Here is a 12,736-nt window from a genome sequence, read left to right as displayed (position 1 = left end):
ACAACCTATAAATAGTGTTTAATATTTAGTGATTCAGACGGCCGGGTGTAAGCAGGTAACCTTAGATGAGCGAGACCATCACACCTACCGAGGGAGCACAGCCGGTGTCTACTATCTCCAATATTCCCGATTTTGGGTTACCACCTGAACCTCAGGACGCCTCCGCAAAGCCCGACCGCGGCTCACATGTTTCACGTGAAACACGTGAAAAGCTAGAGCGTGCTGACCTTGCGTCCGCCCAGAATAACCCCATCAGCCAACAGGCCCGCTCTGCCAAGCAACAGTTTGAAGCGCTGGCAAGTGAGACTCTCAGCCGCCCCCATGAGACTCGTATCTTTACTATCTCCAACCAGAAGGGTGGGGTCGGTAAGACCTCAACCGCTGTCAATCTAGCTGCCGCTCTCGCCCTCAAGGGCATGAATGTTTTAGTGATCGACAATGACCCCCAGGGCAACGCATCTACTGCCCTAGGCATTGAGCACGGGGTAGAGGTTCCTTCAACCTACGATGTTCTGATTGACGATAAGCCCCTGGCAGATATTGTGCAGCCCTGCCCAGATATCGAGAACCTTTGGTGCGCCCCTGCCAACATCGATCTAGCGGGTGCTGAAATCGAGCTGGTCTCTATGGTGGCCCGAGAGACGCGATTGAAGACCGCTGTATCTGATTACGCGGCAGCCCGCGAAGCAGCCGGCCTTCCCCGCCTGGACTATATCTTCATTGACTGCCCACCCTCCCTGGGATTGCTCACCATCAACGCTTTCTGTGCTGCTCGTGAAGTACTGATTCCTATTCAGTGTGAGTACTACGCCCTGGAAGGGCTGAGCCAGCTGCTGAAGAATATCGGCATGATTCAAAAGCACCTCAATTCAGAGCTGCACATTAGCACCATCTTGCTCACCATGTACGACGGCCGTACCAACCTTTCATCCCAGGTCGCTGACGAAGTGCGGGAGCACTTCCCAGATCAGGTGCTCGATACCGCTATTCCCCGGTCTGTGCGCATCTCTGAAGCCCCCAGCTATCAACAAACGGTGATGAGCTATGACCCTATCTCACCCGGCGCTGTGGCTTATTTGAAAGCCGCCATGGAGATGGCAAAAAGGGCATAAACACAGTATCAAAGATGTTTTAGCAAATATTTACAGAAAGCCCCAGCGGACTCGCAGTGAGCGTGAGCCTGCTGGGGCTCTCGGATAAGCTCAGCGAGAATAGCGGCGCCTTGTGTTTACACAGGGCGCCGTTGGTCTACGCAGCGCAGTTGACTCCACTAGACTTGGGTGGAGAAAACTTTTGAGCACGGAGGTCAATGTGGCAGAGAAAAAACGCGGTCTAGGTCGGGGTCTGGGAGCCCTCATTCCGGAGAGCGCTAAGCCCCCGGTGGAGCAGAAAAACACCGAGTCGGTAGAGAGCGAACAGCTAGATCTGGGTCTAGGTGTAGAGACTCCTGCCCCCGCCCAGAAGAGCGTTTCACGTGAAACATCAAAGAAGAAGCGGGCAGACATGGGAGCTGCCCTGCGCACCGCAACCGGTTCCCGGCGTCCTGTCGATTTCTTCTTCGGCGACGAAACCGCTGCAGCAGGAGACGGCCTTGTGCCTGTTCCTGGCGCTGATTTTGCGACCCTCAACGTCACCGATATTCACCCCAACCGTAAGCAGCCTCGTACCGACTTTGACGAGCACGATATGCAGGAGCTGGTGCACTCTATTAAAGAAATCGGCGTACTCCAGCCGATTGTTGTGCGCCCCAGCCGGGAGGACGGCGCTGAAAAGTACGAGCTCATCATGGGTGAGCGCCGCTGGCGCGCTACCCAGCGGGCGGGCCTGACCACCATTCCTGCGATTATTCGTGAGACTCAGGACGAAGACCTGCTGCGGGATGCCCTGCTGGAGAACCTCCACCGTTCACAGCTCAACCCCATAGAAGAAGCTGCCGCCTACCAGCAGCTTCTGGAAGAGTTTGGAACCACCCAGGAACAGCTGGCCCAACGCATTGGTCGCTCTCGCCCGCAGATTTCAAATACTATCCGCCTGCTGAAACTGCCTGCCCTGGTTCAGCGCCGGGTTGCTGCCGGTACCATTTCTTCGGGTCATGCCCGTGCCCTGCTGGGGCTGAAAAAGGCCGCTGATATTGAGACTCTGGCCCAGAAAATCGTCAATGAGGGTCTGTCTGTGCGAGCTGTTGAAGAGCTCGTGTCAGCTGGTAGCTCTGCTGCCCCCGAGCGTGCTCAGAAGACCACTAAGGTGCAGGACCACTCAGAACGTCTGGATTATCTGGCCGATGCTTTGGCCGACAAACTGGATACCAACGTCAAAATTAATCTGGGAGCTCGTAAGGGCAAGATGACCATCGAGTTCGCCTCGGTGGACGACCTCAATCGAATTCTTGACATCATTGATCCCAAGCTCAAGAAAAAGTAGGGGATCGGTCAGTTTGGGTTGGCTGGCCTGCCCGTGAGACCTGAAAGCGGTACCTGTTCGAAGCGCAGGTACCGCTTCTTTATGTTTCACGTGAAACATGACGTATATGGGTGCCCCTGAGCGGAAATCTAGGTTTTTTGGGCTTGTGGGGAGGTGAAAAAGCGCTGTACGGCCGTCTGAGGGCCTTAAAGAGGGTGTAACTTACTTGGATGCCGGTTAAGTCGCGTTAGGCGCTGAGAGTGGCTTCTAGAGCTCCAATTTTTTGCTGCTAGAGCGCAAAACCGTATGAATTCTTTGTTGCGTTGCATTCAGCAGATCTTTGCCTGGCCCCTGCTGGTAGGGGGTTCTCATCTTCTGCTTCCCGGTGAAATGTCTGTGAGGGCGTGAAATGTGGGCGTAAAGAAGTGGTGATGTGAATACCGCATGTTTTACACTGGGTGTATCACAAGGAGGTGGTGATCGTGAATTTTTTTCTATGAATTTATTGCCTGGTTTGGTGTTTTTATTATTTACGGCTTACTGTTTTTTGCCTTTGTTGCCGTTGTGCGCCGTGTGGTTATTAAAGAAAATCCTAAAGCGAGAAATTCTAAAAATAAATCTGTCGCTAGTGAGGGTGATATATCTTCTGGTAATAAATCGACGCTGGGTGATGCTTTAGCCCAGCCCCTGGAATTATATGGTTCTTCTTTTGCTCCCGGCCGATCTGCTGGATATGAAGCATCTCAGAAAAGCGGACGCGAGAGCTCATTAATCTATGACCCCGGTAAAGACCCTCTAGAATCATAAAAACAACCTTAAAGAATCAAGTTTGTTTAAATTGAAAGGTCATTCCTCCGTTTCACGTGAAACAGAACCTGATTCATATACTCAGTCATCACTGACTTTCAACTGAAAATAGAGATTGGAATATGTCGAATAAATTATTTTTTGCAGCCCTTCTTATATGGATATGTGCTGTAGGCGCTGAATTGTTTATTTTCTCGCAAACGTTTACCTCGTGCCCAACTAATCTTGATTCCATTTATGGTGAAGCAGGTTTTTCAGTTATTCCTTTAGGGTACACCTGCACATGGGAGAATCTCCCTGAGGGTGCGGTAGTAAAAAGTTATCCATCTCTATCAACCCTGCTGGCACCGCTGGTGCTTTTATTGTGGGGATTTAGTCTTCTTGGAAAGAAAATAAAATAAGATTCTTGTGAAACGAATGGAGTGATATTTCAAAATATGTGTTGCGTGCGTGCACCGTCTGTTGCATGTATGCAACAGATATTTTAGGGTGGGGCATGTGGATATATCTGAACTCATTAGTGAAGCAGTCAAACAGCCTACCCAAACAGCTCGAAAAGCCGGTATAGCTCGCTCAACCTTGCTCCGCATAACCCAAGAAAAAACGGAGCCCACACCCGCGACCTTGCGTGAAATAGCACTAGCTCATGGGTATGATCTCAGCTGCTCCATCAGGCCAGCCTCAGACCCCTGGGCTGTTACTGCAGCTCGTTATCTTCTCGACCCTACCCTGCCAGAAAACCTGCCTCAAACTCGTCCAGAAGTAGCCCAATGGTTAACTCGCTATGAGCGGTGGGAAATTATCCCCACCACCCCAGAAGCTCCCCTTGACCCTGAAAAAATTGCTGAAAAAATCGCTCCTTACGGAAACCTGGCCCAGCGGCAGGGAGTGCGTTTCTATGCGCCAGCTCCTTCGATGTCACCAGCCGAACTTGCCTTGCGTGTAGCTTCAGCAGGAGATCAAAGCAAAGCCTCCTGGGCTCTTTCTGGTGCCCCCCTTGCCTCGCACCTTTTGGGGAAGCAAGCTGTTTTGGCTCCCATTGTTCTCTGGGTAGCAGAAAACCTTGAACTAGCAGCTCAGAATCTTTCTCTAAACCTGGCCGAAGCCACAAATTTTCAACCTGCAGGAATTGTTCTAGCGCAGGCTGAAACCTATGAGCTCGAAGGAGCCACTTATGAAGGAGGCATAAACCTAGTTTCCCCCGTCCAAGGCATACTTGACCTGCACTCTCTTAGCTTTGGAGCATTAGCCCGCCAGATAACAAGCCAGTGGGGTGAAAACTAACCATGAGTCTCCCTCCTCGCCGCATACATTGGGGCAACGGTAACCCTTCAGGCAGCCCTTTACAGCCGTCCCAACCTGAAGGATTTATAGCTCCCCAAGATGAGCGGCACACGACAGGACGCATTTTTTGGAACGGCCCTATAGATACTTCCTCTATCTTGCCTAGTGAGCCTGGGCGAGCTGTGGCACGTTTTAAACACAATTTGAACGAGCTGATTTGGAATACTGCAGCCTTAGAAGGAAATGCTTTCACTCTGCCAGAAGTCATTACCCTGCTCGATGGAGTAACGGTGGGCGGGAAAAGCATTGAAGATGAGGAGCAAATTTTTGCCTTGAGTGAGGGCTACAACTTCGTTGCAGAGCATGTTGAGTCCGGAACATTTGAACTAACCAGGGAGTTCTCCAATCAGGTTCATGCCCTTGTTGCCCGGCATGAAGCTATCGAGAGCGGGCTTTTTCGAGGTCAGGGAATTGTGACCGGCGGAGGAAATGTGCGCCTCTCTCAAGGTGGCGTCATTGACGGCGATGATCACGGTGAGAACGGGGAAAAACTTCTAGCAGACTACGCAAACCTCCTGGCTGCCTTAAGCCAGATAGAAGACCCTCGGGAGCGGTCCCTTGCCTACTTTTGTTCCGCAGTGCGATCTCAGTTCTATTTTGATGGAAACAAACGTACCGCCCGATTGATGATGGCAGGAGAGCTAATGTCGCATGGCTTTGACGCCATCAATATTCCCTTTGCTCGACGGCTAGAGTTCAACCAGGCGCTTGACACCCTCTTCACTCGCGATAATGCAACACAGCTCATGCGTTTTCTCGTATCCTGCGCGCTTCGTCCCTAGTTATCAGGCGGTCAATCTGCTGAGTTTCACGTGAAACACTCCGACCCTCTTCTGATGTCTCTGGCAGTCATCTGTGGCCACAAACAAGCCCCTCAGCAGGAAGCTGAGGGGCTTGTCAGGGGCGTCTAGAGAAGAAGCAGAGCCTACTTGAGGAACTCCGCGAACTCCTGCTCCAGGGCAGCCTTGGGCTTAGCGCCGACGGTCTGCTTGGCAACCTCGCCGTCCTTGAAAACATAGATAGCGGGGATAGAGGTAATACCGTATTTCATTGCGGTGGCGGGGTTGTTCTCAACGTCGAGCTTGAGTACCTTGACCTTGTCGCCGTACTCTTCACCGAGCTGGTCGATGATAGGGCCGACCATGCGGCAGGGGCCGCACCATTCAGCCCAGAAATCGACGATGACGGGCTTGTCTGACTTCAGAACCTCGTCAGCAAAAGTAGCGTCAGTAACCTGCTGTGCCATGATAAATAACCTTTCGTAGAGGGGGTAGAGGAGGCTTAGAGGGCCTCGAGGTAGTGCTGGGCATCCAGGGCTGCGACGCAGCCTGAACCGGCTGCTGTGATGGCCTGGCGGTAGGTGGGGTCGATGACGTCGCCTGCGGCAAAGACACCCGGGATAGAGGTACGAGAAGAACGGCCCTCAACGGCGATCGTGCCGGCTTCGGTCAGGTCCAGCTGGCCCTGAACCAGGGAGGTACGGGGGTCTGAGCCGATAGCAACGAATACACCCTCAACATCCAGGGAGGTTTCCTCACCGGTCTTTACATTCGACAGGGTCAGGCCGGAGACCTTCTCGCCACCGTCGATAGTCTTAACAACCGAATCCCAGATGACCTCAATCTTCTCGTGGGCCAGAGCTCGCTGAGCCATAATCTCTGAGGCGCGGAAAGAATCGCGGCGGTGAACTAGGTAAACCTTCGAGGCAAAAGAGGTCAGGAAAAGGGCCTCTTCGAGGGCGGAGTCGCCACCGCCAATAACAGCCAGGGCCTTCTCCTTGAAGAAGAAGCCGTCGCAGGTTGCACACCAGGAGACGCCGTGGCCAGAAAGGCGGGCTTCGCCATCCACGCCCAGCTTGCGGTACTCAGAACCGGTGGAGATGATAACGGTCTTGGCCAGATGAACTGACCCGTCGGTCAGAATAACCTTCTTAACATCGCCCTCCAGCTCAACCTCGGCAACGTCCTCGTAGCGGATATCCGCACCAAAACGCTCGGCCTGGGCACCGATGTTGGTCATCAGCTCTGGGCCCTGAATGCCGTTAATGAAGCCGGGGAAGTTCTCGACCTCGGTGGTGGTCATCAGGTCACCACCGGGGGAGATAGAAGAAGCAAAAAGGACGGGCTTGAGATTGGCCCGTGCGGTGTAAATAGCGGCGGTGTAGCCCGAGGGGCCTGAGCCCACGATGATGACGTTGTGGACGGTCTGGTCGCCGCTCTCGGCGGTGGCGTCGGGGGCAGTGGTAGTGGCTGCTCCTGCCAGGTTGATGCCGGCAGCAGCGCCGCCGAAGAGGCCTCCGAGTGCGTTGTCGGTCATTGTTCTCCTTGGTGTTGGTTTGGTGCGCTATGGGTATGGAACGGCGGGTGGGTGGGGTTTATTCCCAACCCACCCGCCGGCGGTAGGTGTACTGTTACTTGACGGAAATTTCTGCCAGTCGCAGGCCGTAGACGTAGCCCGATACGATGGGCTGGCTCAGCTGCGGTGCGCTGGTGAACTGGACGATGATGTATTCGGTCTTGCCGTCCTGGGCGTCCTTGTTGAGCTGGACGGTGGTGTCGCCGGTGGCTGCGAAGCTACCGGAGCCGATTTCGGTGGCTCCTTCAATGGAGGCTGAGTCGTTGGCATAGATGGTGAAAGCGCCACCCACACCTGACACCTGGTTGATGGTGATGCTGTTGACGGTGGTTGCCTCATCGAGCTTGGCTGAGAGATAGAAGGAATCGGTCAGCCCACCGAAGTTCGCTGAGCCAAAGGCCAGGGAGAGCCAGGTGGTGGAGGCATTGCCATCGGTCAGGTTGTCCAGCAGGGAATCGCTTTCAGCCATGAGGGTGGGAGCGGACGGTACCGTGCGGGTGAAGGTGCCCTCAATCTTGGGGGTGGGCAGGGAGGTTTCGCTGGGGGTTGCTGAGGCGGACGCGCTCGCTGAGGCGCTTGCCGAGGCACTGGCTGGTGCGGTGGCTACGGCGGTGCCGTTGGCGTCGAGTACCTGCTTTGAGGCGTCAGAATCTACCATGCCGCCGAGGCTGGCAAAGACGGCTCCGGCGCCGATAACGAGCAGCAGGACGGCCGCGATACCAACGACCCACATGCCACCGTTGCGTTCGGTGGGTTCGTCCCCCTCGTAGTAGCCCTCTTCTTCGGCGTCGTATTCTTCGAACTCGTCGGCGGGTTCTTCTTCTACGGTGGAGAGGTTACGGGTGGCAGAGATGGAGGTTGCACCCGCTACCGCTGCGGCACCTGCTGCCGCGCCGGCGTCCTGGCCCTGGCCAGCGGGCTTTTCTTTAGCCACCACGTAGGTATTGGGGGCGGTCATGGAACCGGTATCACCAAAGATTTCCTCGCCGAATTCTTCAGCGGAGTTGCTGCCGCCCTCGGTCAGGAGCACATCGAGCAGGGTGTCAGGGCGGGAATGAGAGGTGATTAGGTAGGTGCGCTCGCTGTGGTTGCCCAGGTCGAGCACCTGCACAGCGGAACGGGAAAGCGCGCTGGAATTGCGGGCATTGGCGACCAATAGACGGCTGTGGTCGGGGGCTGCCACAACGATGGAGACCTTGCGGTTAAGTACCGTATCAAGGCCCTCAAGCACGGTGTCGCCGCTGGCTGTGTCGAGCAGGTGCGCGGTGACTTTGTAGCGATCTCCCAGCAGGGTGTTGAGGGGAATCTGCTGTGTCAAGTGGGGCCTCCCGTTGCGAATGGGTGAGTGATTGGTTAGGTTACTGAGTTTACCCTTTGTGGCGGACAGTGGGGCGGTGCATACCGAGTTTCGCCATAATCGGGTTCATCAGGGTATCGAGCTCGCGTACGCGGAAGAGCATAAGCATGGCGTAGTAGGCAACCGCCATGACGATACCGCCTGTAAGGACGGTGATGAAGGCGCTCCCTCGTGAGGCCCAGGCGAAGCCGTCGAAGGTGTAGCCACCCAGTAGGTAGAGGGCGGCGGCACCGGCTAGACCTGCGCCGATGGATGCGAAGGAGACGCGGGCGTGGGTTGAGACGAGTTCACGCACCCCGTAGTCGCCGAGGCGGCGGGCAAGGACGCGGTGGCTTAGATAGACCGCCAGCACGTTCTGCAGGGCGTAGGTGAGGGCCAGGCCATAGATGGTGTATTGGGGAGCCAGCTGAGAGGCGGTGAAGCCCATGGCGACAATAACAACCGCTGAGATGAGCTGGATGTAGAAGGGTGTTCTGGCGTCTTCTTGGGAGTAGAAGACGCGACCCATCATGAAGGCGATGGTGAGGAAGGGGCCGCCCAGGGCTATGACGGCGATGGTCTGGCCAATCACTGCGCCTGCTTGCTGGGAGCCGCCGCCGAAGATCATGCCGATGGGCCCGGCGAAGACGATGAGGGCTACAGCGCAGAAGATGGTGGCGATAGATGCGGTACGCAGGCCGGACGAGAGTGCGGCGGCTACCGAGCTATGGTCGTCGTCCTGCGAGGCGGCTGACATGCGGTTGAAGAGCACCGTGGCGATGGAGAGGCCAATGACGCCGTGGGGCAGGGAGTAGAGCATAGATGAGTAGTTCAGGGCCTGCACACCGGGAATTTGCACGCCCATGGCGAGGAAGTCCTCGCGGGCGCCGATTACACCGGCTGCGACCTTGGTGAGGTACATGAAAGCCAGGTTAGAGATTGCACCGGTAGCTAGCGTCCATCCTGCTAGGTTTGCTGCTGTGCCCAGGCCGATGCCTCGCCAACCAAATTTCGGGCGCAGCTTCAGACCCACCTTACGCAGGGGGATAAAGAGAATGAGGGCCTGCAGGGCTACACCCAGGGTCGCTGAACCTGCCAGCACCAGGGTCTGGGCAGACGTCCAGCTCTCTAGGTTATGGAAGGGCGGGTTGGTGGTGACGTCCTGGGGGCCGAAAGAAACGATGAAGACAACCAGGGCGGCAATAGCTACCACATTGTTGAGGACGGGAGCCCACATGTACCAGCCAAAGGCACCGCGGGCGTTGAGCACCTGGCCTAGGACCGTGTAGAGGCCGTAGAAGAAAATCTGGGGCAGGCACCAGAGGGCGAAAATCCAGCCGAAATGCTGTTGCTCGGGCGTCCACTTGCTGCCCATCACCGCAATAATGGGCCAGGAGAAGAGCAGGACGACCGCGGTTACTGCCGCGATACCGCTGACCGCCAGCGTTACCAGACGCGAGACGTAGTCGGAGCCGCCGTCATCGTGCTTGGCAGCCTTGATGATTTGAGGCACCAGGACGGCGTTAAAAATACCGCCAGCTACCAGCACATAAATCAGGTTGGGCAGGGTGTTAGCGGTTTCAAAAATATCGCCCACGGTAGTGGTGGCACCGAGAGCAACAGTAATCAGGAAGGTTTTGACGAAGCCCAGAACCCTCGAAACGAGCGTACCAGCGGCCATAATTGCGCTGGATAAAGCACCGGAACGTGCCACGGGAATCCTTATCTACTCAGTCAGCTAGGAGAGCTGGTGAATGATGTACTCACGGGCAATCTCAGCGATGCGCCGCTCATTGGGGAAGGAGAGTTTACGCCCCAAATCATCGATGTTGACCCAGGCGACATCAACCGCCTCATGGTCGGGGTCGTTCTCGGTGGTTAGCTCGCCACCGGTTGCAGAGAACAAGAAGTGGTGAACCGTCTTATGCACGCGGTGCCCGGACACATTGAACCAGTAGTCGATGGATCCCAGCGAAGTAATCACGTCGCCAGAAATACCGGTTTCTTCTTCAATTTCACGGGCCGCAGCTGCCGCCTTGGACTCGTCCCCCTCGGGATGGCCCTTGGGTAGGCACCATTCCAGGCGCCCGCCGCGGTTGATGCGGGCGATGATAGCAACGGGCAGGTTGCGGTCGTCAAAGTTGACGATGACGCCGCCTGCAGAGACCTCCTCAACCGTGGGCATGGCAGCAACGGGCGTGAAAGCCCGCCTCTTCGGTGCCCGGGGAATAGGAAAAGTCATGTCTCTACCTTAACCGATATATCGGGGCTATGTTTTAAAAGTTGAGGGTGTAAGTGGTAACTTGTGCGGTTTGCTGGCACGATTGAAGGGTTATGGCGCATGTTTTTGATACCTCCCTCATCCACCCGGTAGCACGTGAAGCGGGCGAGCTCTTTGCCCGCGCGGGCTTTGAATTAGCCCTGGTGGGCGGGCCCGTCCGTGACCTGTTTTTGGGGGAAACCTCGGTAGATTTGGACTTCACTACCAACGCCACTCCCGATGAAACCCTGGCTGTGGTGGACGGCTGGGCCGACGCTACCTGGGAGATCGGCAAGGAGTACGGCACCATCGGCATCCGCAAGGGTAATGAGATGGTTGAAATCACCACCTACCGTGCTGAAAAGTACGACCCTGATTCCCGTAAGCCGGTTGTTGCCTTCGGTACAGATTTGAAGGAAGACCTCTTCCGCCGCGACTTCACCATCAACTCTATGGCCCTGCGCCTGCCCTCCCTTGAACTGGTTGACCCCTTTGGGGGTCAGGAGGACCTACAGAAGGGCATTATTCGTACCCCCGGCACCCCACAGGCGTCCTTTTCTGACGACCCGCTGCGCATGATGCGCGCCGCCCGCTTCGCATCCCGCCTGGATATTGACCTGGCCCCCGAGGTTTTTGAGGCCATGGTCGATATGGCCGACCGTATTCAGATTATTTCGGCTGAGCGCGTGCGCGATGAGCTGGTCAAGCTCATCTGCGGTACCGCCCCCCGCCGCGGCGTTGACCTGCTTGTGGAGTCGGGACTGGCGTCCTTTGTCCTACCCGAAATCCCGGCCCTGAAGCTGGAGACCGACGAGCACCACCGCCACAAGGACGTCTACCAGCACTCCCTGACCGTCATGGAACAGGCTGCCGCCCTCGAAACCGGTGCAGACGGCGCTGTGCCCGGCCCCGACTTCATCCTGCGCTTTGCCGCCCTCATGCACGATATTGGCAAGCCCGCCACCCGCAAGTTCGAGAGCAACGGGGCTGTGAGCTTCCTGCACCACGACGTGGTGGGGGCTAAGCTCACCAAGAAGCGCATGCGCGAGCTGCGCTTCGATAACGACACCATCAAGGCCGTTGCCCGCCTGGTAGAGCTTCACATGCGCTTCTACGGCTACGGGGACGCCGGCTGGTCGGACTCTGCGGTGCGCCGCTACGTACGCGATGCCGGGGACCTGCTGGAGCGCCTGCACCGGCTGACCCGGGCGGACGTCACCACCCGCAACAAGCGCAAGGCCAACCGCATTGCGTCCGCCTACGACGACCTGGAGCGCCGCATCGCAGAGCTGGCCGAGCAGGAGGAACTGGACGCTATCCGCCCTGATTTGGACGGCGAAGAAATCATGGCGATTCTGGGTATCAAGCCCGGCCCGCAGGTGGGACAGGCCTACAAGTTCCTGCTCAACCTGCGCCTGGACGAAGGCGCCCTGGGCAAGGAAAAAGCAACGGCCCGCCTGTTGGAGTGGAGCAAAAAGTAAGGCCAGAAACCTGAGTATAAGCATATAGCCTTATATATAAATATATAAGGCTATATGCTTATCTTATGTTTGTTCTGACTGTTGACCAGGTGGGCTCATCCGGTGATAAGGATCGAATCCCCGACCTCTTTACCCTTGTCGAAGGGCTAGAGGGTAGCGGTGCCCCAGTCCGTCCATTCCAGCGCACCGCAGGCGACGAAGCCCAAGCGGTGTTCGACGACCCAGCTGCTGCGCTTGTAACCGCTCTTGCCCTGGTGCGTACCGGTCACTGGTACGTGGGCATAGGGGAAGGCCCGGTAAATGCCCCGCTACCTGCAGAAACTCGGGCAGGGGCCGGGCCCGCTTTTGAGTACGCCCGTAGGGCGGTTGAGCGGGCTAAAAAAGCAAAAGGACGCTGCTGCTTCGCTGGGTCTGTAGCGTCAGCTCAGCTGGTTGATAGAGCCCTGAGCCTGCTCGCCCGTCTTGAAATAGACCGGCAAGAAACCCGCCAGCAGGCAGGAGAAATGGCTCGTCAGGGGTTGTCTCAGAAGCAGATAGCTGAAAAACTTGGGATAAGTCAGTCTGCCGTGAGCCAGCGGCTCAGTGAGGGCTACTGGTCTGAAACACGAGCCCTGATAGATGAACTGGTAGAGATCCTGCGGTAGTCCATATATCTGCTTCATTCCTAAGGTGTATGAAGAACTCATCCCGTAGACTGATGTTTTCTTTAGCCTGACCCCCTAGTGTTAAAAGTGAAACAGTCACACATATCAA

At 56.2% G+C, this 12,736-nt stretch carries 13 protein-coding genes; 8 read left to right on the top strand and 5 right to left on the bottom strand.

Annotation, left to right across the window (positions count from 1 at the left end; translation table 11 throughout):
* Nucleotides 1-65: 65 nt before the first annotated feature.
* The 6 genes from ACED88_RS09405 to ACED88_RS09380 all read left to right on the top strand — a co-directional run bounded on the left by ACED88_RS09405 (nt 66) and on the right by ACED88_RS09380 (nt 5,333).
* The gene (locus ACED88_RS09405) at nt 66-1,112 is read left to right on the top strand and encodes a ParA family protein (protein ID WP_449107170.1); all 1,047 of its coding nucleotides are present in this window, start codon (nt 66-68) and stop codon (nt 1,110-1,112) included.
* A 199-nt stretch (nt 1,113-1,311) separates the two neighbouring features.
* Nucleotides 1,312-2,421, top strand: a complete 1,110-nt coding sequence (locus ACED88_RS09400) for a ParB/RepB/Spo0J family partition protein (protein WP_449107169.1) — start codon at nt 1,312-1,314, stop codon at nt 2,419-2,421.
* Between the two features lie 552 nt (nt 2,422-2,973).
* Nucleotides 2,974-3,207, top strand: a complete 234-nt coding sequence (locus tag ACED88_RS09395) for a hypothetical protein (RefSeq protein WP_449109439.1) — start codon at nt 2,974-2,976, stop codon at nt 3,205-3,207.
* A 122-nt stretch (nt 3,208-3,329) separates the two neighbouring features.
* Nucleotides 3,330-3,608: a hypothetical protein gene (locus ACED88_RS09390; protein ID WP_449107168.1), complete on the top strand. Its 279-nt coding sequence runs from the start codon at nt 3,330-3,332 to the stop codon at nt 3,606-3,608.
* Nucleotides 3,609-3,705: 97 nt separating this feature from the next.
* Nucleotides 3,706-4,491, top strand: coding sequence for a helix-turn-helix domain-containing protein (locus ACED88_RS09385; RefSeq protein ID WP_449107167.1), 786 nt, complete (start codon nt 3,706-3,708; stop codon nt 4,489-4,491).
* A gap of 182 nt (nt 4,492-4,673) precedes the next feature.
* Nucleotides 4,674-5,333: a hypothetical protein gene (locus tag ACED88_RS09380; protein ID WP_449107166.1), complete on the top strand. Its 660-nt coding sequence runs from the start codon at nt 4,674-4,676 to the stop codon at nt 5,331-5,333.
* Nucleotides 5,334-5,476: 143 nt separating this feature from the next.
* Here ACED88_RS09380 and trxA read toward each other — a convergent pair whose 3' ends face one another.
* The 5 genes from trxA to ACED88_RS09355 all read right to left on the bottom strand — a co-directional run bounded on the left by trxA (nt 5,477) and on the right by ACED88_RS09355 (nt 10,484).
* Nucleotides 5,477-5,797, bottom strand: coding sequence for a thioredoxin (gene trxA, locus ACED88_RS09375; protein WP_185173759.1), 321 nt, complete (start codon nt 5,795-5,797; stop codon nt 5,477-5,479).
* A gap of 35 nt (nt 5,798-5,832) precedes the next feature.
* Nucleotides 5,833-6,867: a thioredoxin-disulfide reductase gene (trxB, locus tag ACED88_RS09370; protein ID WP_449107165.1), complete on the bottom strand. Its 1,035-nt coding sequence runs from the start codon at nt 6,865-6,867 to the stop codon at nt 5,833-5,835.
* Between the two features lie 94 nt (nt 6,868-6,961).
* Nucleotides 6,962-8,224, bottom strand: a complete 1,263-nt coding sequence (locus ACED88_RS09365; RefSeq protein ID WP_449107164.1) for a serine/threonine protein kinase — start codon at nt 8,222-8,224, stop codon at nt 6,962-6,964.
* 49 nt (nt 8,225-8,273) lie between these two features.
* Complete coding sequence (murJ, locus tag ACED88_RS09360) at nt 8,274-9,956, bottom strand: murein biosynthesis integral membrane protein MurJ (protein WP_449107163.1); 1,683 nt, start codon at nt 9,954-9,956, stop codon at nt 8,274-8,276.
* A 24-nt stretch (nt 9,957-9,980) separates the two neighbouring features.
* Nucleotides 9,981-10,484: an NUDIX domain-containing protein gene (locus ACED88_RS09355; RefSeq protein ID WP_237197713.1), complete on the bottom strand. Its 504-nt coding sequence runs from the start codon at nt 10,482-10,484 to the stop codon at nt 9,981-9,983.
* A gap of 92 nt (nt 10,485-10,576) precedes the next feature.
* Between ACED88_RS09355 and ACED88_RS09350 the strand changes: the two genes are divergently transcribed.
* Together ACED88_RS09350 and ACED88_RS09345 are read left to right on the top strand one after the other, a co-directional pair.
* Nucleotides 10,577-11,983 (top strand): CCA tRNA nucleotidyltransferase, encoded by a 1,407-nt coding sequence (locus ACED88_RS09350; RefSeq protein ID WP_449107162.1) that lies wholly within the window; start codon nt 10,577-10,579, stop codon nt 11,981-11,983.
* A 65-nt stretch (nt 11,984-12,048) separates the two neighbouring features.
* Nucleotides 12,049-12,627: a helix-turn-helix domain-containing protein gene (locus tag ACED88_RS09345; protein ID WP_449107161.1), complete on the top strand. Its 579-nt coding sequence runs from the start codon at nt 12,049-12,051 to the stop codon at nt 12,625-12,627.
* Nucleotides 12,628-12,736: the final 109 nt, after the last annotated feature.

Source organism: Rothia sp. 11273D007AR, assembly GCF_053547255.1.
This window is presented reverse-complemented; position numbering and strand designations above follow the sequence as displayed.

What these genes read in the sequence shown, in the direction of transcription:
- ACED88_RS09405 (WP_449107170.1), top strand. Translation starts at nt 66, where the DNA reads ATGAGCGAGACCATCACACCTACCGAGGGAGCACAGCCGGTGTCTACT.
- ACED88_RS09390 (WP_449107168.1), top strand. Translation starts at nt 3,330, where the DNA reads ATGTCGAATAAATTATTTTTTGCAGCCCTTCTTATATGGATATGTGCT.
- trxA (WP_185173759.1), bottom strand. Translation starts at nt 5,797, where the DNA reads ATGGCACAGCAGGTTACTGACGCTACTTTTGCTGACGAGGTTCTGAAG.
- trxB (WP_449107165.1), bottom strand. Translation starts at nt 6,867, where the DNA reads ATGACCGACAACGCACTCGGAGGCCTCTTCGGCGGCGCTGCTGCCGGC.
- ACED88_RS09355 (WP_237197713.1), bottom strand. Translation starts at nt 10,484, where the DNA reads ATGACTTTTCCTATTCCCCGGGCACCGAAGAGGCGGGCTTTCACGCCC.
- ACED88_RS09350 (WP_449107162.1), top strand. Translation starts at nt 10,577, where the DNA reads ATGGCGCATGTTTTTGATACCTCCCTCATCCACCCGGTAGCACGTGAA.
- ACED88_RS09345 (WP_449107161.1), top strand. Translation starts at nt 12,049, where the DNA reads ATGTTTGTTCTGACTGTTGACCAGGTGGGCTCATCCGGTGATAAGGAT.